This is a genomic window from Chloroflexota bacterium (assembly GCA_013152435.1).
Classification (GTDB): Bacteria; Chloroflexota; Anaerolineae; order DUEN01; family DUEN01; genus DUEN01.
Window position 1 is genome coordinate 1 of the sequence record JAADGJ010000112.1, and the last position, 18340, is coordinate 18340.

The 18340-nt window shown below is 64.0% G+C and carries 18 protein-coding genes; 11 read left to right on the top strand and 7 right to left on the bottom strand.

The annotated features are described in order from the left end of the window. The first annotated feature begins 11 nt into the window (after positions 1–11). The 4 genes from GXP39_15935 to GXP39_15950 all read left to right on the top strand — a co-directional run bounded on the left by GXP39_15935 (position 12) and on the right by GXP39_15950 (position 3441). Positions 12–197 carry a hypothetical protein gene (locus GXP39_15935; protein ID NOZ29526.1) on the top strand — a complete coding sequence of 62 codons (186 nt, stop codon included), beginning with the start codon at positions 12–14 and terminating at the stop codon, positions 195–197. Between the two features lie 402 nt (positions 198–599). Then, entirely contained in the window at positions 600–1277 is a 678-nt protein-coding gene (locus GXP39_15940; protein ID NOZ29527.1) for a hypothetical protein, read from the top strand. Positions 1278–1365: 88 nt separating this feature from the next. Further along, entirely contained in the window at positions 1366–2910 is a 1545-nt protein-coding gene (gene rny, locus GXP39_15945) for a ribonuclease Y (protein ID NOZ29528.1), read from the top strand. Between the two features lie 270 nt (positions 2911–3180). Beyond that, positions 3181–3441, top strand: a complete 261-nt coding sequence (locus GXP39_15950; protein ID NOZ29529.1) for a stage V sporulation protein S — start codon at positions 3181–3183, stop codon at positions 3439–3441. Positions 3442–3872: 431 nt separating this feature from the next. Here GXP39_15950 and GXP39_15955 read toward each other — a convergent pair whose 3' ends face one another. From GXP39_15955 to GXP39_15970, 4 genes are all read right to left on the bottom strand, one after another. Continuing rightward, positions 3873–4745: a stage 0 sporulation family protein gene (locus GXP39_15955; protein ID NOZ29530.1), complete on the bottom strand. Its 873-nt coding sequence runs from the start codon at positions 4743–4745 to the stop codon at positions 3873–3875. Between the two features lie 287 nt (positions 4746–5032). Beyond that, the gene (holB, locus tag GXP39_15960) at positions 5033–6061 is read right to left on the bottom strand and encodes a DNA polymerase III subunit delta' (protein NOZ29531.1); all 1029 of its coding nucleotides are present in this window, start codon (positions 6059–6061) and stop codon (positions 5033–5035) included. A gap of 86 nt (positions 6062–6147) precedes the next feature. Beyond that, the gene (locus tag GXP39_15965; protein ID NOZ29532.1) at positions 6148–6975 is read right to left on the bottom strand and encodes a class I SAM-dependent methyltransferase; all 828 of its coding nucleotides are present in this window, start codon (positions 6973–6975) and stop codon (positions 6148–6150) included. 18 nt (positions 6976–6993) lie between these two features. Further along, entirely contained in the window at positions 6994–7272 is a 279-nt protein-coding gene (locus tag GXP39_15970; protein ID NOZ29533.1) for a hypothetical protein, read from the bottom strand. A 514-nt stretch (positions 7273–7786) separates the two neighbouring features. Between GXP39_15970 and mgsA the strand changes: the two genes are divergently transcribed. Both mgsA and GXP39_15980 read left to right on the top strand, forming a co-directional pair. Beyond that, on the top strand, positions 7787–8158 hold the full coding sequence (mgsA, locus tag GXP39_15975; protein ID NOZ29534.1) for a methylglyoxal synthase: 372 nt from the start codon (positions 7787–7789) through the stop codon (positions 8156–8158). A gap of 67 nt (positions 8159–8225) precedes the next feature. Then, on the top strand, positions 8226–9089 hold the full coding sequence (locus GXP39_15980; GenBank protein ID NOZ29535.1) for a YitT family protein: 864 nt from the start codon (positions 8226–8228) through the stop codon (positions 9087–9089). 6 nt (positions 9090–9095) lie between these two features. Here the strand turns inward: GXP39_15980 and GXP39_15985 are convergent, their stop codons facing one another. Together GXP39_15985 and GXP39_15990 are read right to left on the bottom strand one after the other, a co-directional pair. Next, a complete protein-coding gene (locus GXP39_15985; GenBank protein NOZ29536.1) occupies positions 9096–9830 on the bottom strand; it encodes a hypothetical protein in 735 nt (244 codons plus the stop codon). A gap of 123 nt (positions 9831–9953) precedes the next feature. Next, entirely contained in the window at positions 9954–10721 is a 768-nt protein-coding gene (locus tag GXP39_15990) for a triose-phosphate isomerase (protein ID NOZ29537.1), read from the bottom strand. 437 nt (positions 10722–11158) lie between these two features. Here GXP39_15990 and GXP39_15995 point away from each other — a divergent pair, with 437 nt between their 5' ends. Beyond that, complete coding sequence (locus tag GXP39_15995; GenBank protein ID NOZ29538.1) at positions 11159–11356, top strand: TRASH domain-containing protein; 198 nt, start codon at positions 11159–11161, stop codon at positions 11354–11356. Between the two features lie 157 nt (positions 11357–11513). On the opposite strand, the gene alr is transcribed toward GXP39_15995, so the two are convergent. Beyond that, positions 11514–12671 carry an alanine racemase gene (gene alr, locus GXP39_16000; GenBank protein NOZ29539.1) on the bottom strand — a complete coding sequence of 386 codons (1158 nt, stop codon included), beginning with the start codon at positions 12669–12671 and terminating at the stop codon, positions 11514–11516. Positions 12672–12918: 247 nt separating this feature from the next. On the opposite strand from alr, the gene dnaK reads away from it, so the two are divergent. The 4 genes from dnaK (at position 12919) to GXP39_16020 (ending at position 18125) form a co-directional block, all read left to right on the top strand. Continuing rightward, positions 12919–14820 carry a molecular chaperone DnaK gene (gene dnaK, locus GXP39_16005; GenBank protein NOZ29540.1) on the top strand — a complete coding sequence of 634 codons (1902 nt, stop codon included), beginning with the start codon at positions 12919–12921 and terminating at the stop codon, positions 14818–14820. A gap of 83 nt (positions 14821–14903) precedes the next feature. Beyond that, on the top strand, positions 14904–15584 hold the full coding sequence (locus tag GXP39_16010) for a nucleotide exchange factor GrpE (protein ID NOZ29541.1): 681 nt from the start codon (positions 14904–14906) through the stop codon (positions 15582–15584). Positions 15585–15698: 114 nt separating this feature from the next. Beyond that, positions 15699–16682 (top strand): DnaJ domain-containing protein, encoded by a 984-nt coding sequence (locus GXP39_16015; GenBank protein NOZ29542.1) that lies wholly within the window; start codon positions 15699–15701, stop codon positions 16680–16682. 123 nt (positions 16683–16805) lie between these two features. Further along, a complete protein-coding gene (locus tag GXP39_16020) occupies positions 16806–18125 on the top strand; it encodes a PDZ domain-containing protein (protein ID NOZ29543.1) in 1320 nt (439 codons plus the stop codon). Positions 18126–18340: the final 215 nt, after the last annotated feature.

Below are 18340 nucleotides of genomic sequence, written 5' to 3' on the forward strand. Positions count from 1 at the left end.
AGATGGAGTTGGTGAGCAAGCGGGGCGCCTTCTACTCCTATGGCGATGTGCGACTGGGACAGGGCCGTGAGAACGCCAAGCAGTTCCTCCGCGAAAATCCGGACATCATGGAGGATCTGGAAGCACAAATTCGAGAGATTGCAGGGCTGGCGCCTGCACGGCGTCCAGAAGCCGCCGATGGCGAAGTGAGTGCATAACCGACAGGCGACGCAGGGGGAAAGCCCCCGTGAGGTCTGTCCAGCGATTACCACGCGCACGGCGCGTGTTGCGAGCTTTGATCTCGTTGGCTAGGGTTCCGCGTGAGGTATGGGTCCTGGGAGGGCGAGCGATCGAGCAACCGGATGAAGGCGGGTCGAGGTGGCCGGCCTTCCAGCCGTTGTTTAGGAACGCCCACATAATCATTTGAGGGAAGGCATTTCTGGCAAGGTTATTCACCTGCTCAGCCCCTGGCGTCTCGGGGTAGTGAAGGGAACGCCGGAGCGTTTTCTCGAAAGCCAACCGTTCAAAGCTGTGCGCGCCAGCCTTGCGCGAGAAGCTCGGTGATGGCTGTGGCAGACCCGCCACAGCCATTTTCGTTGTCATGAGGGAGAGGGGAGGTCATGGGCGGCGTGATCACCGCCCTACGCTATCAGAAGCGCAACAAGGACAGGGTGAACGTCTATCTCGACGGGCGGTTCGCCTTCGCCCTGCCGGCCGTGGAGGCGGCGCGCCTTCACAAGGGACAGGAGCTGAGCGACGAGGAGATCGAGCGGCTGCAGCGCGTCGATCTCGAGCAGAAAGCCTATGACCGAGCGTTGCGCTTCCTGGGGTATCGCCCCCGCAGCATCGCGGAGGTGGAGCGATACCTCCGGCGTCATCATGTGGACGGATCGATCATTCAACAGGTCATCAGACGTTTGCAACGGATCGGATACCTGGACGACGGCGCCTTCGCCCGTTTCTGGGTGGAGAATCGCCAGCAGTTCAATCCACGAGGGATCCACGCCCTGCGACAGGAGCTTCGCCTCAAGGGGGTGGCCTCCGAGGTGATCGAGGAGGCGATAGACCACGCCGCTATCGACGAGGAGGAACTGGCCTATCGCTCGGCAAGCTCTCATGCGCGGCGCTGGCGCGCGCTGGATCGGTCGAGCTTCTGGCGCAAGGCGGGGAGTTATCTGGCCCGCCGGGGATTCTCATACGACGTCATCCAGGTCGTCTTGCGCCGTCTCTGGGAGGAGATCCAGACCACCGAGGCGGAGGATCCCACGTCCGGGCATTACGATCCGACGTCGCAATGAACGCGCAAGTTATCAAGGGACGAATGACGCACAGCGGTTGAGATTCAGTTCATTCTAAACGATACGGATGTAACGGGGAGTCAATCATATGGGAGCGGGAATAGACAAACTGATACTGATCCTGTTAGGGATCCCTCTCGCCGCCATCGTTGGTGGTGTAGTGGGATACTTCCTGCGACAGTATCTGGTTGAGGCTCGCATTCAGGCGGCCCAGGAACAGGCGAAACAGATCATCGCCCAGGCGGAGACTCGCGCTCGGGAGATCGAGCTGGCAGCCCGCGACGAGGCGATGAAACTGCGCGATCGGACCGAGGCGGAGCTCAATCGCCGGCGGTCCGAGCTGCGTCGAACCGAGGAGCGCCTTCAAAATCGCCTGGAGGCCATTGAGCGCCGGTTCGAGCAGATCGAGAATCGAGAGAGACGGCTCAATCAGCGACAGAGCCAGATCGATAAGCGGTTCAACCAGGTCCAGAAGATGGAGGAGTCCATCCGCTCCGAGCTGGAGCGGATCGCCGGGCTCTCCAGCGAGGAGGCTAAGGCCGAGCTCCTGAAGCTTGTGGAGCAGGAGACCCGCCAGGAGATGGCCCGAGTGATCCGCCAGGTGGAAGCGGAGATGCATGAGAAGGCGGAGGAGAAGGCTCGCGAGTTGATCACCCTGGCCATCGAGCGGGTGGCCTCCGATCACGTGGCCGAGACCACGGTCTCCACGGTGCCGTTGCCAAACGATGAGATGAAGGGGCGTATCATCGGGCGGCAGGGCCGGAACATCCGGGCCATCGAGATGTGCACAGGGGTCGATCTGGTCGTAGATGACACGCCGGAGGCGGTGATCATCTCCAGCTTCGATCCGGTGCGCCGCGAGGTGGCGCGAATGGCCCTGGGGAAGCTGGTCCAGGATGGGCGAATCCACCCGGCCCGCATCGAGCGGGAGGTGGAGAAGGCACGGCAGGAAGTGGAGCGCCAGATCCGGGAGGCCGGTGAGGCGGCCGCGATCGAGACGGGCCTGCAAGGCCTCCATCCGGAGATCCTGAAGCTGGTCGGGCGCCTGAAGTTCCGCACCAGCTACGGCCAGAACCAATACTACCACGCGATCGAGACGGCCCACATCGCGGGCCTCCTGGCCGCGGAGCTGGGCGCGGACGTCAAGATCGCCAAGATGGGCGGGCTGTTGCATGATCTGGGCAAGGCGGTCAGCCACGAGGTGGAGGGGCCGCACGCGCAGGTAGGGGCCGATCTCGCCCGCCGATACGGCGTGCCGGAGAAGGTGGTCAACATCATCGCCGCACACCATCATGAGACGGAGCTCCAAAGCCTGGAGGCCGTCATCGTCGCCGCGGCCGACGCCATCTCCGGCGCTCGACCCGGGGCCCGGCGGGAGGCGTTGGAGGCCTACATCAAGCGTGTGACCGCCCTGGAGGAGCTGGCCAACTCCTTCGAGGGGGTGCAACAATCCTACGCGATCCAGGCGGGGCGGGAGCTCCGCATCATCGTTAAGCCGGAAGACGTGGACGACCTGGCAGCCATCCGACTGGCGAAGGACATCGCGCGCAAGGTGGAGGACAACCTGGAGTACCCGGGACAGATCAAGGTGACCGTGATTCGGGAGACGCGTTCCGTGGAATATGCCAAGTAGGTTGCCCAAGCATCCATCTGTGATCACTTGTACGGAGGGCTACAGACACGCGCAAAATTTGTAAGTAACCTTTGTAATGGATCGGACGTCTTCAGCTTCAAAGCAGATATGTGGCCCCGCATGCGCTCCCAGATCTGTTCTGGGCACAGAGCACGATCAGGGAGTCCGTCACGGGCCTCCGCGAAGAGTGAGATCGCTGCCGAAGGATACCGAGGATAGCAAGCGGCAGAGGTCGTACGTCCTAGACGACTTTGCAGGGAGGCTGCCAACATGGACGTCATCAAGGTCTCGGCTCGGTCTCGATCCACCGCAGTTGCGGGAGCGATCGCAGGGGTCGTACGCGAGCATGGACGCGCTGAGGTGCAGGCTATCGGCGCCAGCGCGGTCAACCAGGCCGTCAAGGCCGTTGCCATCGCTCGCACATACCTGGCCCAAGACGGTATCGACGTGATCTGCATCCCGGCCTTCACGGAGGTCGATATCGAAGGGCAAGAGCGCACGGCGGTCAAGCTGGTGGTCGAGCCCCGCTGACCGCACAGCGCTCCCACAACTGAATCCGTCCCTTTCGCAGCCCCTGACGGTTTCGCGCGCCAAAACGGGCGTGGAGCTTCCCAAAGAAGCCCCACGCCCGTCTCGCTTGTATGCGACACTCGCGTGCCCTATTCGCATCAACCGAACAGCATGAGCGAGGCCCCCGCCTGTCGCTTTTTCCCTCCATGGGCGGCTGCACCTGAAAGGGGAGGTGCGGAGGGGAAGCCCCTCCGCAGAAAAACTCTTTTCCTCGCCCCTTACCTGCCTGGTTGGGGCTTTGGCCGGTGGCCTCCGGCCCCACGGGGCAGGTGAGGGGCTGAATATAGAGTTCTTCGGAGGGGCGGCCGCTCCTCCGAGCCACCCCAGAGATGCGGAACCACGCTTCCGTATCGCTTAATTTGATACCAATGGTATGCGACACTCGCGTGCCCCTACCGCCGGCCATCGGACCGGCGGCTGGCAGGGCAGCCGTTACACGGGCCCCGCCCCTTCTCCAGCGCCTTCTGTCCGGCGATCAGCTCGGATGCGGGGATCTCAACGACCGTCTCATCCTCCAGCCGTACCGTGACCATCTCCCGCAGCGCGTGGATCTGTCGCACGCGCCCCTTCCCCTGGGGGGTGACCACCTCCGTCCCCACCTTGGGGAGCTTCTGCTTGATATCCGTGTACGTATCCAACTCGTAGCTCAGACAGCACAACAGCCGCCCGCACACGCCCGAGATCTCCGAGGGATTCAGCGGGAGATCCTGCTGTTTCGCCATCTTGATGGAGACGGGGCTGAACTCTCGCAGCCAGGAGGCGCAACACAGCCGGCGGCCGCATTTCCCAAATCCCCCCAGGAGCTTGGCCTCATCCCGGACGCCGATCTGCCGCATCTCCACGCGCGTGCGCAGACGGCGGGCGAGATCCCGCACCAACGCGCGAAAGTCCACCCGCTGCTCCGCCGTGAAATACACCACCAGCCGGCCGCCGTCGAAGTTGTACTCGGTCCGGACCACCTTCATCGGCAGCCCATGCTCCGCCACACACTCGCGGCACTTCTGCAACGCCTCGGCCTCACGATGGATATACCGATCGCGCTGCACCATATCCCACGCCGTAGCCCGGCGCACAACCGGCTTCAAAGGCTCGGCGATCTCCTCCTCCGGGACCTCGTGCGGCGGCTGTACCACCTGGGCCACCTCACGCCCACGGGCGGTGTCCACGACCACCCAATCACCCGGCTCCAGGTCATCATGGCCGGCCGGATCAAAATGATAGATCTTCGATACGAACCGGAATTGAACCCCTACTACCTTCGGCATCCAACGTCCTCCATCCCGCTACGCCCATTCTCGCTCAGCTTACTCTCTGCCCATACTGGTTGATGTCGATCACTGAGGATCGTTCATAAAAGTGTGTCTGATGACCTGCCCGGCCTCGGCCCAGATCCCTGCGGAAAGAGACGAGAAAGGCAGGTGCAGGCCGGAAAAGTGGGATCTCCGTGGAGGAAAGATTCCCTCCACACCTCCCCCTGTGGAGCTGGTATCTGAGGGAGACCCTCAGATACCTTACCGGTAATAAATTTTCTCCAAGATAGCTCCAACACCCCTCACGGCCCAACCTGAGATCGAGGCAGGTGCAGGAAGAGCACATCCAGGGCCAATCGAGCGTTCGCGTTCCTCTGGATATGCTGCAGCGTATCCTGCAGCCTTCGCACCGTCTCACGCACCTGATCGGCCGTCCATCGACGCGCCGCCTCCTCCAGCGAGGCTCGCTGATCGATGTTCACGATCTGGTCCTCACAACGCGCCTGCAACAGCATGACATCCCGCCACCAGCTCAGCCACAGCGGCAGGATCGAGCGCACCCGATCCGGGTTACGGCTCAACTGCTCGGCCAGAGCCAGCCGCTCCACATAGCCCGCTTGAACGAGCTGACCGATCTGCTCCAGACACTGAACGCGCCAGTCCTGATCCTTCTGGTCCTGCAACAGGGCGACGGCCTTCCCCAAACACCCGCCGCTCACCCGGGCCAGGAGCGCCGCCAGCTCCGGCGGCGCCTGCCAGCGTTCCTGCAACGCCGCCTCCACCACATCGACGGGCAACGGCCGCAACGTCAGCACCTGGCAGCGCGACACCACCGTGGGCAGCAGCGCCTCTCGTTGGGTCGCGGTCAACAACAACATCACGTGTGGGGGAGGCTCCTCCAACGTCTTCAGCAGGGCATTGGCCGCCTGCGGCGTCGCCCGATCGAGCTCGCGCACGATGAAGGCCTTCACCCGCCCCTCCATGGGGGATAGGCTGGCCTCCCGCTGCAGCTCACGGATCTGGTCGATGGCAAGCGGTCGGCCGGGCTCCGGTGGGGCCACCAGGCGAACGTCCGGGTGACGATCCTGCCCGATCAGTTGGCAGGCGCGACATTCGCCGCAAGGCCGCGCGGCGATCTCGTCATGCTGACAGAGCGCGGCCTGGGCCAGCGCCCGCGCCAGCGTCGTCTTCCCAACGCCCGGCGGGCCGACGAACAGGTACGCATGCGACAGGCGCCCCTGCTGCAGGCTCTGATGCAGCAGTCGCACCGCCCAATCATGTCCGACGACAGGCCAGGCCGGCCGAACCGTCTTGTGATCTCCCATAGCCACCCACGCGTCCCAATGCCCACGCCTTGACCCAGGCGTGAGATGTGACATAAGCGCGTTCACATTTTACCACACATGCTCATCGCGGGCTATCGAAGGGAGGCCCGGAAGAGGATCACGGGGGGAACGCGCTGCAGCCGGCGCATGTACGCGTGGTCCGGCTGGAGGTCCGGCCAGAGATAAGGAATGCGCCGGGGAGGCACGGCCTGCGGATCCAAGGGGAGCGGCTCCAACAGGCGCTCGACGACGAACCCGTGGCGGGCCAACGTCTCGACCATGTCCTCCGTCGTGTAGTAAAACTCGCAGGCGGGCACACGGCGACGATCCTCCGGCCCGAAATCCCACACATCGTCGCCCAGAACGCGACGCCGGCTCGGCCAGTAGCTCGTCCAGGCATACCCCGGTTCCCCATCCGGATCCACCAGGCATCGATCCACAGGATGGTTCATCGACCAGACGAACACGCCGTGTGGAGCCAGCACGCGGGCCACCTCGGCAATCGCCGCGTCCAGATCAGCGACGAACATCAGCGCGCCTACGGAGATCACGATATCGAACGAGCGATCCGCCAAGCCGTCCATGCGGCCGGCGTCCCCCTGGATAAACCGCACACGGACGCCGGCCTGCCGCGCCAGACGACGGGCATGAGCCAGCTGCGCCCCGGAGATGTCCAACCCGACGACCTGGCCTCCCCAGCGCGCCAGGACGATGCTGTTCTGGCCGCCGCCACAGCCCACATCCAGGCATCGTCGCCCCCGCACGCGCTCCGGCCCTCCCAACAAATTCAGCTCCCGCTCTCCCGGGATCATGGGGCCGTAGTGCACGTCCTCCAGGGAGATCCACGCGCTGGCCTGATACGGCTGGCTCACCTGATTCCAGGCGGCCTGGTTGATTCGGGTGATCTCCTCATCCCTCACAGCAGATCCTCAGCCAGCCTACTCCGCCTGCTCCTCCGTGTCCGCCTCCCCGCCATCGGAGGAGGCCGGCGAAGCCTCCTCCTGCGGCTCCTCCTCGGGCAGGATTCCCAGCCGCTCCATGCGCGTATAGGCCTGGCGAATCGGCCGCAAAGGGACCTTGATCGCCTGGCGACAGAACGGGCACTCCACCACGTAGTGCTTTCGCTTCTTCCCGCGCGATTCCTCCACCGCGCGCACGATCTGCTCGTTGGAGAGCATATATCCACGGCCGCAATGTGAGCATGTAACACGAACCATCTTCCCCCTCCCGCACCCACCCGATATCCCAAGCTCCCTTGGTCCCGCAGCAGGGCTTTCAGAGTTCCAACGAAGCTCCCCTATCCCCAACCGGCCCTACTCTGCCTTGGCGAACCCCTCCCGTCAGGGCGAGGGCGATAAAGATCAGAACGTTGAAAGGCCCTGCTCCCGAGGGTGGGCGCTTGGTAGCGTATCTAAAATGGCGGAAATTTCGCGAGACGACCCACGACGCCCATCGCAAGCCCACAGGGGAGGTACGGAGGGACCTCCCTCCGCCAAAACCTCTTTTTTTCCGCCTTGCACCTGCTCCTTCCTAGCCTGATCCGGGTAGAGGAGGCCAGGCGAAGCAGGTAAAGGGCGAAAACCCGGAAGTTTCTTTTGAGGGGCTGCGCCCCTCAAAGCTCCCCGTCGTGTTTCCACCGAAAAAGATACACGATCCACAGGTGGGCGCTTTGACAGCGCCAGTATACCTGTGCTACAGTCTTCGTGCAACTATGGGTAACGGAGAAACGAGGTGGCCACGATCGCTTTGATCGCCCATGACGGCAAGAAGGACGAGCTGGAGAGGTTCGCGCGGGCCCACAGGGCGGAACTGGAGCGCTTCCACCTGATCGCCACCGGCACGACGGGGCAGAGGATCGCGGAGGCCACGGGACTCCCGGTGGAGCGGATGCTCTCAGGCCCGTTGGGAGGGGACGCCCAGATCGCCGCCCGGGTGGCCTCTGGGCACGTCCTCGCCGTGATCTTCCTGGTGGACCCTCTGTACGCCCACCCACATGAGCCGGACATCCAGGGGCTGTTGCGCATCTGCAACGTCCATAACGTCCCGCTGGCAACGAACGCAGCCACAGCCGAACTCGTGCTGGCCGGGCTGACGGCCTCATAGCCCGATTCGCCTCCGGCGACCCTCCTCCAAGAACGATCGGAACTTACCCCTGCGTGGAGGCAACGCGATGTCGCGTGCACGTATTCTCCCCTTAATCGCGGACTATACCCTGATCGTGATCGGCGCCCTCCTGATCGCCCTGGCAGCCGATCTATTCCTCATCCCCAACCAGGTGATCTCCGCCGGGCTGTTCGGCATCGCGGTGATCTTCTACTATCTGTTCGGGACGCCGGTCGGGTTGGTCACCCTGGCCCTCAACATCCCGCTGTTTCTGGCCATGCTGCGCTGGGGAGGCGGCTGGAAGGCGGGTGTGCGCACCATGGTAGCCGTGGCCGTCATGTCCTTCGCCGTGGACTTGATGGCCGGGCGCCTGCCGGTGATCACCACGGATCCCTTGCTCTACACGCTCTACGGCGGCATCCTGGACGGACTGGGGATCGGCCTGATCTTCCGGGCGCAGGGCACGACGGGTGGCATCGACATCATCGCCCGGCTCATGCAGCGCTGGCGGGGCTCCGAGCCGGGACAGGTGCTGCTGGTGCTGAGCGGGCTCACCCTGGCCGCCGCGGCCATCGTCTTCGGGATTGAACGAGCCCTCTACGCCATGATCGTGGCCACCGTGTCCAGCATGATGGTCGATCTGGTCCAACAGGGGCTTGGGCGCGCCAAGGTCGCCTTCATCGTGTCCACCGAGCACGACCGCATCCGGTCCGCTATCCTCGAGGAAATGGAGCGCGGCGTGACGATCCTACAGGGCGAGGGGGGATACACCGGGGAGGCGCGACCGGTGCTCATGTGCGCGGTCGCCCAATCCGAGGTAAGCGTGCTCAAGCGGTTGATCGATCGATACGATCCGAACGCCTTTATCGTCATCGCGCCCGCCCAGGAGGTTCTGGGCGAGGGATTTCGCGGGTTGCACCCCGCCGTGTAAGCGGAATCAATACACGACGCGTTGCCCTTTGAGGATTCCCAGGAACAGCTCGGTGAGCCCCACCGCGATGGCGATCGGCAGGTCGATCAACACGGCCAGGCTCAGGGCATACGTCAACGTCTGGACGCCGCGTGCGATCGCGCTCATCGCCTCCTGGGAAAGCGAGGGCAACAGGTCCAGCGCATACAGCCCTCCCACGGCGATGATGAGGTAGAGAAACAGGGATCCCCAGGCCTCTCGGTCGCTGGCGCTGGGCATCATCCCGTTAGATACGGTGAAGATCAGGTAGACGTAGAGCCAGATGTCCGGCTTCCCCATTCCCTGCCAGAGGTTGCGCACGGCCGCACGCCACCCATCCACCCCGGCCAGGCCGAATACCTGTAAGGCGATCCCCAGGAGGATCGCGCAGCCGGTGATGAAGGGCGCCATCCCCACCAGGCTATCCCGCACGGTCCCCCCGGAGCGAAAATCCACGTAGCCCATCCGCACCGATCGCCCCCGTGATTCAGGCCAGACGCGAAGCCGCGAGGGACGCAGGCCCAACACCCGGGCGGCCGCCCAATGGCTTGCCTCATGCAGCGCGATCCCGGGCAGGAAGATGAGCCAGGCCAACACCATAGCCCCCGTGTTCCGCTCGGTGAGGAGCAGGCCAATTCCCTGCACATGCCGGCCGATCCAGTCGCTCAGCAGGGATAGGACCACCAAAACCACAGCGAACGTCGCCAGCGTTTCCCACGGCACGGTCGGGCTCTCTCAGCATTCAAAGAAAGGAGGGCAGGGATCCCCTGCCCTCACATCGGAAACCACTCACATCATGCAACGATCCGCCTGTCATCGCACCCAAGATCCGCTAACCGTCCAGGGTCAGCGATACACCTCGGAGGTGATGCGGATCATGGCCACAAACTCGTCCGCCCGCAGGCTGGCCCCGCCCACCAAAGCGCCGTCCACATCCGGCTGGGACATGATCTCCCGGATGTTCTTGCTGTTGGTGCTCCCGCCGTACTGGATGCGCACCTGCTCGGCCACATCCCGGCCATACAAACGCTCGATGGTCGCCCGCACCACGCCGCCGATCACCTGCTGTGCCTGCTCGGCAGTGGCAGCCTTGCCCGTCCCGATCGCCCACACGGGCTCATAGGCGATGACCACCTTCGCGACCTGGTCCGCCGTGAGTCCGTCGAGCACGCCCTCCACCTGCCCGCGCACCACGGACTCGGTCTCCCCCGCGTCGTACTGGGCCTCCGTCTCCCCCACGCAGATGATGGGGGTCAGACCGTGGCTCAGCGCCGCCTTCACCTTACGGTTCACGAGCTCGTCCGTCTCACCGAAATAGGCCCTCCGCTCCGAGTGCCCCAGGATCACGTACTGGCATAGATCCACCAGCATCAAGGGCGAGATCTCCCCCGTGAACGCGCCCTTCTCCTCCCAGTGCATGTTCTGGGCACCCAGTCCGATATCCGTCCCCCGGATCAGCGTCGCCACCCGATCCAGATCCACGAAGGGCGGGCACAACACCTTCTCCACATTCTGAACCGCCGTCAGGCCATCGAGCATCCCCTTCACCAGCTCTTCCGCCTCGGCGATGGTTTTATTCATCTTCCAGTTGCCAGCGATGATGGGCGTACGCATCTTCCTTCCTCCTTAGTCGTTCGGTCACCCGCCATCTTAGCACCAACCATCCGCAAAAGCAAAATCCCCCCGATCGCCCATCCGATCATCAACCTCGTGCCCTACCTCTAGAGCATGTCTGAGAAATGCCATTCCTCTGCCATGGGGAGGCCCGGAAGAGCCTCGCCCTCCGGGAAAAGCCCTTCTCCCCAGACCGGGGAAGGAAGGCACGAGGCGGACAAAGGGGATGGGAGGCCCCTCCGCACTTCCTCCGTGGGCCCGCGATGGGCGTTGTGGGGCGTCTCACGGGATCTCTGTCGTTTTGGATATACGACTATGACCATCCCCCCTTGCCTCTCACAGACGGCCATGGTAAGATGGTCTTGCAGTAGGAGCTTCGGCACCGGTACGATCGACGTGATGAGCCTGCACGAGGGACCGTCAAAGGAGGGAGCGAGATGGCACGCGTGGAAGGATCGGGAATGTTGATCTGTGACGGCTGCGGAGTGGAGATCACATGGGCCCCTGTGAGGCAACGGGATCGCGTGTTCTGCTGCAAGACGTGCGCCCGCGGGCTGCCCTGCCGATGCGATGACATCGAGGATGCGGAGCCCTTCGATCCCCGGTTGGATCGGTTCGAGTTCCTGCCCGATTGACCCTTGCGTGCGTGTTGGAGTGGTACGGCTGTAACATTCGCGGGAGGGTTCGCCCTCCCGCGATGTGCTTATCAACCCGCCGGCACATGCCTACGAGGTCCGACCCGGCCGCGGAAACGCTTGTGAGCGGGGTCGGAGGAGAGAGGAGGGGACAGGATCACCAGCGATGCCCATTGGAGGATGACGTGGTGATGCGCGGGACACGGGCCAGGATCTCCGAGATCACCTCGTAGTTGATGGTGCCCAGGTGGATGGCTACCTCATCCGCCGTGATCTCCTCATCCCCCTGACGGCCGATCAGCACCACCTCGTCGCCCTGCCGGACGCCCGGGATGTGGGTCACATTGATCATGGTCTGATCCATGCACACCCGGCCCACCACAGGCGCCCGCTGCCCCCGCACCAGCACGCTCCCCCAGTGCGTGGGCGACCGTCGGAAGCCATCGGCATATCCCACCGGGATCACGGCGATACGCTCCTCCCCTTGTGTGCGATACACGTTCCCATAGCTGACGAAGCTGCCCGGCGGCAACGTCTTCACCTGAGCGATGATGGTCTTCCAACTCAGCGCACGGCGAAATCCAGGCGGCAGGGGCGTCTCCGCCGAGGGTGCCAGGCCGTACATGGCGATACCCAGCCGCACCATATTGAAGCGGCTCTCCGGCACGGTAAGCAGCGCGGCCGAATTCGCCGCGTGGACCAGGGGGACGTGGACGCCAAGATCCCGGATCACATCCAGCGCGCGGTGGAACCGCTCCAACTGCCAGTACGTGTATTCCTTATCGGCCGCGTCGGCCACGGAGAAATGGGTAAAGACCCCCTCGATCTCGACGCCGGGCAGGCGCGCCACCGCCTCCACGAAGTCCGGCACCTCCTCCGGGAGGATGCCCAGGCGTCCCATGCCCGTGTCGATCTTGATATGGACGTAAGCCGGACGGCCGACGAGGCGAGCCGCCTCGCTCAATGCGAAGGCGGTATCCAGATCGAAGAGGGTGACGCGCACGCCGTGGCGCACGGTATCCTGCGCCTGCCAGGCCGGGGTGTATCCCAACACCAACATGGGGATGGCGATCCCGGCCTCCTGCAGCATATGCGCCTCGGACAGACAGGCCACGCCCAGCATCGAGACGCCGCCGGCCACAGCCGCGTGCGCGATCTGGAACAGCCCATGCCCGTACGCGTTGGCCTTCACCACCGCCATGATCCGCACATGCGGCCCCACGATCTCCCGAACGCGGCGGACGTTCTCGCTGATCGCATCCAGATCGATCTCCAGCCATGTCGGCCGGTCCGGGATGGAAGGAAAGATCGCCATTTCCGCTTGATGATGTGTGGTCCACATGCGCAGGCGCCCCCGATGATCCGTATGGATTATGGGCCATTGTAGCACAACGACTCGCGAGCGGCCAGAACGAAAATCCCACGCGCTCATACATTTTGCTAACGAAAACCTTACGCCGCTCTTATACTGTGGGCGTATGCTGAGCACCGGACGGAAAGTCGGCATTCTATATGAACGCGCATAGCAATCACAGCTTAATGATTCCGAGGAGGATTCTCATATGGGCAAGATCGTAGGTATTGACCTGGGGACGACGAACTCTGTGGTGGCCGTCATGGAGGGGGGTGAGCCGGTGGTGATCCCGACGGCCGAGGGGGGACATCTGTGCCCGTCGGTCGTGGCGTTTACCAAGAACGGCGAGCGACTGGTCGGACAAACGGCCAAGCGCCAGGCGGTGGTGAACCCGGAGAACACCATCTACTCCATCAAGCGGCTCATGGGGCGGCGTATCGACGACCCGGAGACGAAGCGCACGATGGAGATGGTGCCTTATAAGATCGTGGCTGGCCCCCAGGAGGACGCCCGGGTGTATATCCCGGTGGTGGACAAGGTGTATACGCCGCAGGAGATCTCGGCGATGATCCTGAGCAAGCTCAAGCGAGACGCCGAGGCGTACCTGGGCGAGCCGGTCACGCAAGCGGTCATCACCGTTCCGGCGTACTTCAACGACTCGCAACGCCAGGCGACCAAGGACGCCGGCCAGATCGCCGGCCTGGAGGTGCTGCGCATCATCAACGAGCCCACGGCGGCCGCTCTGGCTTACGGATTGGACAAGAAAACGGACGAGACCATCCTGGTCTTCGACCTGGGTGGCGGCACCTTTGACGTCTCCATCCTGGAGGTGGGCGAGGGCGTCATCGAGGTGAAGGCCACCAACGGTGACACGCATCTGGGCGGCGATGACTGGGATGAGCGCATCGTCGAGTGGATCATTCAGGAGTTCAAGAAAGATCAGGGCATTGATCTGAGCAATGATCGACAGGCGCTGCAGCGATTGCGCGAGGCCGCCGAGAAGGCGAAGATCGAGCTCTCGACCTTGACGGAGACGGAGATCAACCTGCCGTTCATCACGGCGGACGCCAGCGGCCCGAAGCATCTGCAGATGAAGCTCACGCGCAGCAAGTTCGAGCAGCTGACCGAGGATCTGGTCGAGCGCTGCCGCGGCCCGTTCGAGCGTGCGCTCCAGGACGCGGGGCTCAGCGCCCAGGATCTGGACGAGGTTGTGCTGGTGGGCGGTTCCACCCGCATGCCCATGATCCAGGACCTGGTGCGCGAGCTGACGGGCAAGGAGCCGCACAAGGGCGTAAACCCGGATGAGGTCGTGGCGATCGGCGCGGCGATCCAGGCGGGCGTGCTCGGCGGCGAGGTTCGGGATGTGCTCCTGTTGGACGTGACGCCGTTGAGCCTCGGTCTGGAGACCCTGGGTGGCGTGATGACGGTGCTGATTCCGCGCAACACGACCATCCCGACCCGGAAGACGGAGGTCTTCACCACGGCCGAGGACAACCAGACGGCGGTGGACATCCACGTCCTCCAGGGCGAGCGTCCCATGGCGGCGGACAACAAGACGTTGGGCCGCTTCCGGCTGGAGGGCATCCCACCCGCCCCGCGTGGCGTGCCACAGATCGAGGTGACCTTTGACATCGATGCCAACGGCATCCTGCACGTCACCGCCAAGGACAAGGCGACGGGTAAGGAGCAGAGCGTCCGCATCACCGCCTCCACCAACCTGACCAAGGAGGAGGTGGAGCGCATGGTGCGTGAGGCTCGCGAGCACGAGCGAGAGGACCAGCGCCGACGCGAGCTGGCGGAGGCCCGGAACACGGCCGACGGCCTGATCTACGCCACGGAAAAGGCGCTGCGTGAGCTGGGTGATCGCGTGCCCGCCACCGATCGCGGACGCGTGGAGAACCTGATCAACGACTTGCGGGAGGCCGTTAAGGGCGAGGATATCCAGAAGATCCGGAGCCTGACCGAACAACTGCAACAGGCCAGCCATGCGCTGAGCCAGCAGCTCTATCAGCAACAGCAGGCGCCCTCGGACGGCGGCGGAGGCGGCGGCGAGACGCCACCCTCCGGCGACGACGAGGACGTGGTGGAAGGCGAGTACCGCCAGGTGTAACGCCTGCTGAGGGATGATGATCAGGACAAAGGATGGGTTTGCGGGCGGGGTCATGGGCCCCGCCCGTTCTTTGGAGGTTTTCTGTGAACCGTTACTTTTACGATGATCCCTTCGGCCGGCCCTGGCGCGCCGGCCGCCCGAGGCGGGTACGTGTGCCCGTCCGGGTAGAGGACGAAACGCCAACAACCGAAGAACAACCGATGCACGAGGAGACGATCGCCAAACCGACGATGTCTCAGGAAGCCATGTCAGACCAAACGGAGTTCAAGACGCTGACGGAGTGCCAGGAAGCTCTGGAGAAGGCTCGGGCGGAGGCGGCGGAGTGGAAAGACCGCTACCTGCGGCTGCAGGCCGATCTGGAGAACATGCGCAAGCGGCTGGAGCGTCGCTACGCGGCCGAGGCCGAGCGGGAGAAGGAGCGCATCCTGCAGGCCATGCTTCCCGTAGCCGATCACCTGGAATTCGCACTGAGACACGCGAGCGGCCGGGATGAGCCGCTGCAACAGGGTGTGGCGCTGACGCTGAAGGCCTTCCAGGACGCGCTGGCGGCCCTGGACGTCCGGCCCATCGAGGCGAAGGACCAGCCCTTCGACCCGAACGTGCACGAGGCCGTAGGTGTGGAGCCCACGTCCGCCGTAGAGCCGGGCATCGTGGTCGCGGAGGAGCAGAAGGGGTACACGTATGGCGACCGGGTGCTCCGTCCCGCGCGCGTGCGGGTGAGCACCTCGCCGGATCGGGCGTCCCGCATCGAGCGCGACGCCTGACGACCGAGGGAGAGGAGGGCATGTTTTGACGCCCTTGCGCCCTCCAACGACTCATCCAAGCTTAACCTGGTATTCAGCTGAAATTAAGCTCATTCCAGGAACGTAAGAGGGGCCATGGAGTACAAGGACTATTACAAAATTCTGGGCGTGGACCGCAATGCCACAGAAAAGGAGATCCGGCAGGCCTATCGCCGGCTGGCACGTCAATATCACCCTGACATGAATCCCGGCGACAAGGCTGCCGAGGAGCGCTTCAAGGAGATCAACGAGGCCTATGAGGTGCTCTCCGACCCGGAAAAGCGCAAGAAGTACGATCAGTTCGGCGCCCAATGGCAACAATTCGAGCGCATGGGCGGCCGCCCGGAGGACTTCGACTGGAGCCGATGGGCGGCGACCGGGCCGGATGGGCAACGGGTCTACACGCGCACCGTCAGCCCGGAGGAGATGGAGGAGATCCTGGGCGGCATGGGCGGCTTCTCCGATTTCTTCGAGATGCTCTTCGGCGGCATGGGCGGGCGTCGCCGTACGGTGGACTTCGGCGACCTGTTCGGAGGAGCCGGGCAGGCCTTCCAGGAACATGTGTCACGCGCCCAGGATGTTGAACAGCCGGTGCAGATCACCCTGGAGGAGGCCTTCCATGGCACCACGCGCACGTTCCAGCGAGAGGACGGCACACGGCTGGAGGTGAAGATCCCTCGCGGCGTGCGCACGGGGTCCCGAGTGCGCGTATCGGGCGCGGCAGGCGGACGCGGCGGGCGGCGCGGCGACCTCTACCTTCGGGTGGAAGTCCTGCCCCACCCCGTCTTCCAGCGGGACGGCGACGACCTGAAGGTGGAGGTGCCTGTGGATCTCTACACGGCCATCCTGGGAGGCGAGGTGCAGGTGCCGACGCTGGAACGGCCGGTGATGTTGACGATCCCACCGGAGACGCCGAACGGGAAGGTGTTCCGCCTGCGCGGGCTGGGCATGCCCAACCTGCGCAATCCCGACAAGCGCGGGGATCTCTACGCACGTGTGAACGTGCAACTGCCGCGCAACCTGACCGAGCGGGAAAAGGAGCTATTCCGGGAGCTGCGAGACCTGGCACGTCGCCGCTAACCCCGAGGCTTTCCACCATCCCGGATACGCCGCTCGCGTCAGGTGCGCCCACCCTGGTTCGCCTCACGACCAGAATGAAAACCGGGGGACGGTGAGGATGATATCGAGCGCAGGAGGTGTGCGATGAAGCACGGAGTGCATACACGCGGTTGGACGCTTCTCGCCATGTTGGTGATCATCAGCCTGGTCGTTTCCGGCTGTGCACAAGTGTTGGCCTCTTCGAAGCCGCACGCGGCCGCGGCGACGCCGACGCCCGTGGCGGTGGAGGAGACGAGCACGACACCGACCGAGGAGACGTCGGAGGAAACGCCCTCCCTGGCAGACGCCCAGGCAATCGTCGCCGCACAAGAGACGGTGCTGAGTCACATCTACGAGACAGTGTTACCTTCCGTGGTTCATATCCGTGTGGTACAGAAGGTGGAGCAATCTCCAGAGGTTCCCAGCTGGGGATTTGGGTTCCCCGGCATTCCGGGATTCCCTTACCCCTATCCGGGCATCCCAAGGACGCCACAGGAGTTTTATCGGCGAGGGGAGGGATCTGGCTTCGTCTGGGATAAGGAAGGGCACATCGTCACCAACAATCACGTGGTGGAGGACGCGGATCGCGTGGAGGTCGTGTTCGCCGATCACTCGGTGGCCGAGGCGGAGGTGCTGGGCACCGATCCGGATTCCGATCTGGCGGTGATCAAAGTGGATGTGCCGGCAGAGCGCCTGAAGCCGGTCACCCTGGGCGACAGCGACGCGTTGAAGGTCGGCCAGATGGCCATCGCCATCGGGAATCCCTTCGGCCAGGAGTTCACCATGACCAGCGGCATCATCAGCGCGCTGGGGCGGACGATCCGCAGCGGGGCCAGCCCGTTCTCCATCCCGGAGGTCATCCAGACGGACGCGGCCATCAACCCGGGGAACTCGGGCGGGCCGCTGCTGGACCGCATGGGACGCGTGATCGGCATCAATGCGATGATCATCAGCCGCAGCGGCGCGAACGCCGGCATCGGCTTCGCGATCCCCATCAACATCGCCAAGATGGTGGTACCGGATCTGATCGAGAAGGGCACGTATGAGTACGCATGGCTGGGTATCACCGGCGCCAACCTGGTGCCTGAGGTGGCCGAACTCATGGGGCTGCCCAAGGACACCCACGGCGCCCTGGTCATCAACGTGGCCAAGGACAGCCCGGCCGACAAGGCGGGCCTGCGCGGCAGCGACAAGACCTTGAAGGTCGAGGGCGCGGAGTACCAGTTCGGCGGCGACGTCATCGTCAGCATCAACGGCCAGCCGGTGAAGGGCATGGATGATCTGATCGCCTACCTGGTGAAGAACACCCGGCCCGGCGACAAGGTGACGCTGGAAGTGATCCGCGCCAAGGGACAGCGCGAGAAGCTGACGGTCACGCTGGAGCCGCGCCCACGTCGCTACCAGAAGCGCTCGCCTCAAGAGTGAGCCCACCATCGCATCGCAGGCGATGAGCGAACGGGAAAAGGCCTGCTCTCCTTGCGAGAGCAGGCCTTTCTGCATCTCGGGATCGCGTCCAATGGCGAACGGGACCTCGCAAAGGACCTGCCACAGAAGCGGGTCGTGTATTCTCCTCGGTGGAAACACGGCGGGGAGCCGTGAGCTATGATCCGGGGGATGGTATAATAGGGACAGTTCCCAAC

Bases quoted from the DNA above. Each gene is read 5' to 3' on its own strand.
- GXP39_15940 (NOZ29527.1), top strand. From the start codon at position 600: ATGGGCGGCGTGATCACCGCCCTACGCTATCAGAAGCGCAACAAGGAC.
- rny (NOZ29528.1), top strand. From the start codon at position 1,366: ATGGGAGCGGGAATAGACAAACTGATACTGATCCTGTTAGGGATCCCT.
- GXP39_15950 (NOZ29529.1), top strand. From the start codon at position 3,181: ATGGACGTCATCAAGGTCTCGGCTCGGTCTCGATCCACCGCAGTTGCG.
- GXP39_15955 (NOZ29530.1), bottom strand. From the start codon at position 4,745: ATGCCGAAGGTAGTAGGGGTTCAATTCCGGTTCGTATCGAAGATCTAT.
- GXP39_15970 (NOZ29533.1), bottom strand. From the start codon at position 7,272: ATGGTTCGTGTTACATGCTCACATTGCGGCCGTGGATATATGCTCTCC.
- GXP39_15980 (NOZ29535.1), top strand. From the start codon at position 8,226: ATGTCGCGTGCACGTATTCTCCCCTTAATCGCGGACTATACCCTGATC.
- GXP39_15990 (NOZ29537.1), bottom strand. From the start codon at position 10,721: ATGCGTACGCCCATCATCGCTGGCAACTGGAAGATGAATAAAACCATC.
- GXP39_15995 (NOZ29538.1), top strand. From the start codon at position 11,159: ATGGCACGCGTGGAAGGATCGGGAATGTTGATCTGTGACGGCTGCGGA.
- alr (NOZ29539.1), bottom strand. From the start codon at position 12,671: ATGGCGATCTTTCCTTCCATCCCGGACCGGCCGACATGGCTGGAGATC.
- dnaK (NOZ29540.1), top strand. From the start codon at position 12,919: ATGGGCAAGATCGTAGGTATTGACCTGGGGACGACGAACTCTGTGGTG.
- GXP39_16015 (NOZ29542.1), top strand. From the start codon at position 15,699: ATGGAGTACAAGGACTATTACAAAATTCTGGGCGTGGACCGCAATGCC.
- GXP39_16020 (NOZ29543.1), top strand. From the start codon at position 16,806: ATGAAGCACGGAGTGCATACACGCGGTTGGACGCTTCTCGCCATGTTG.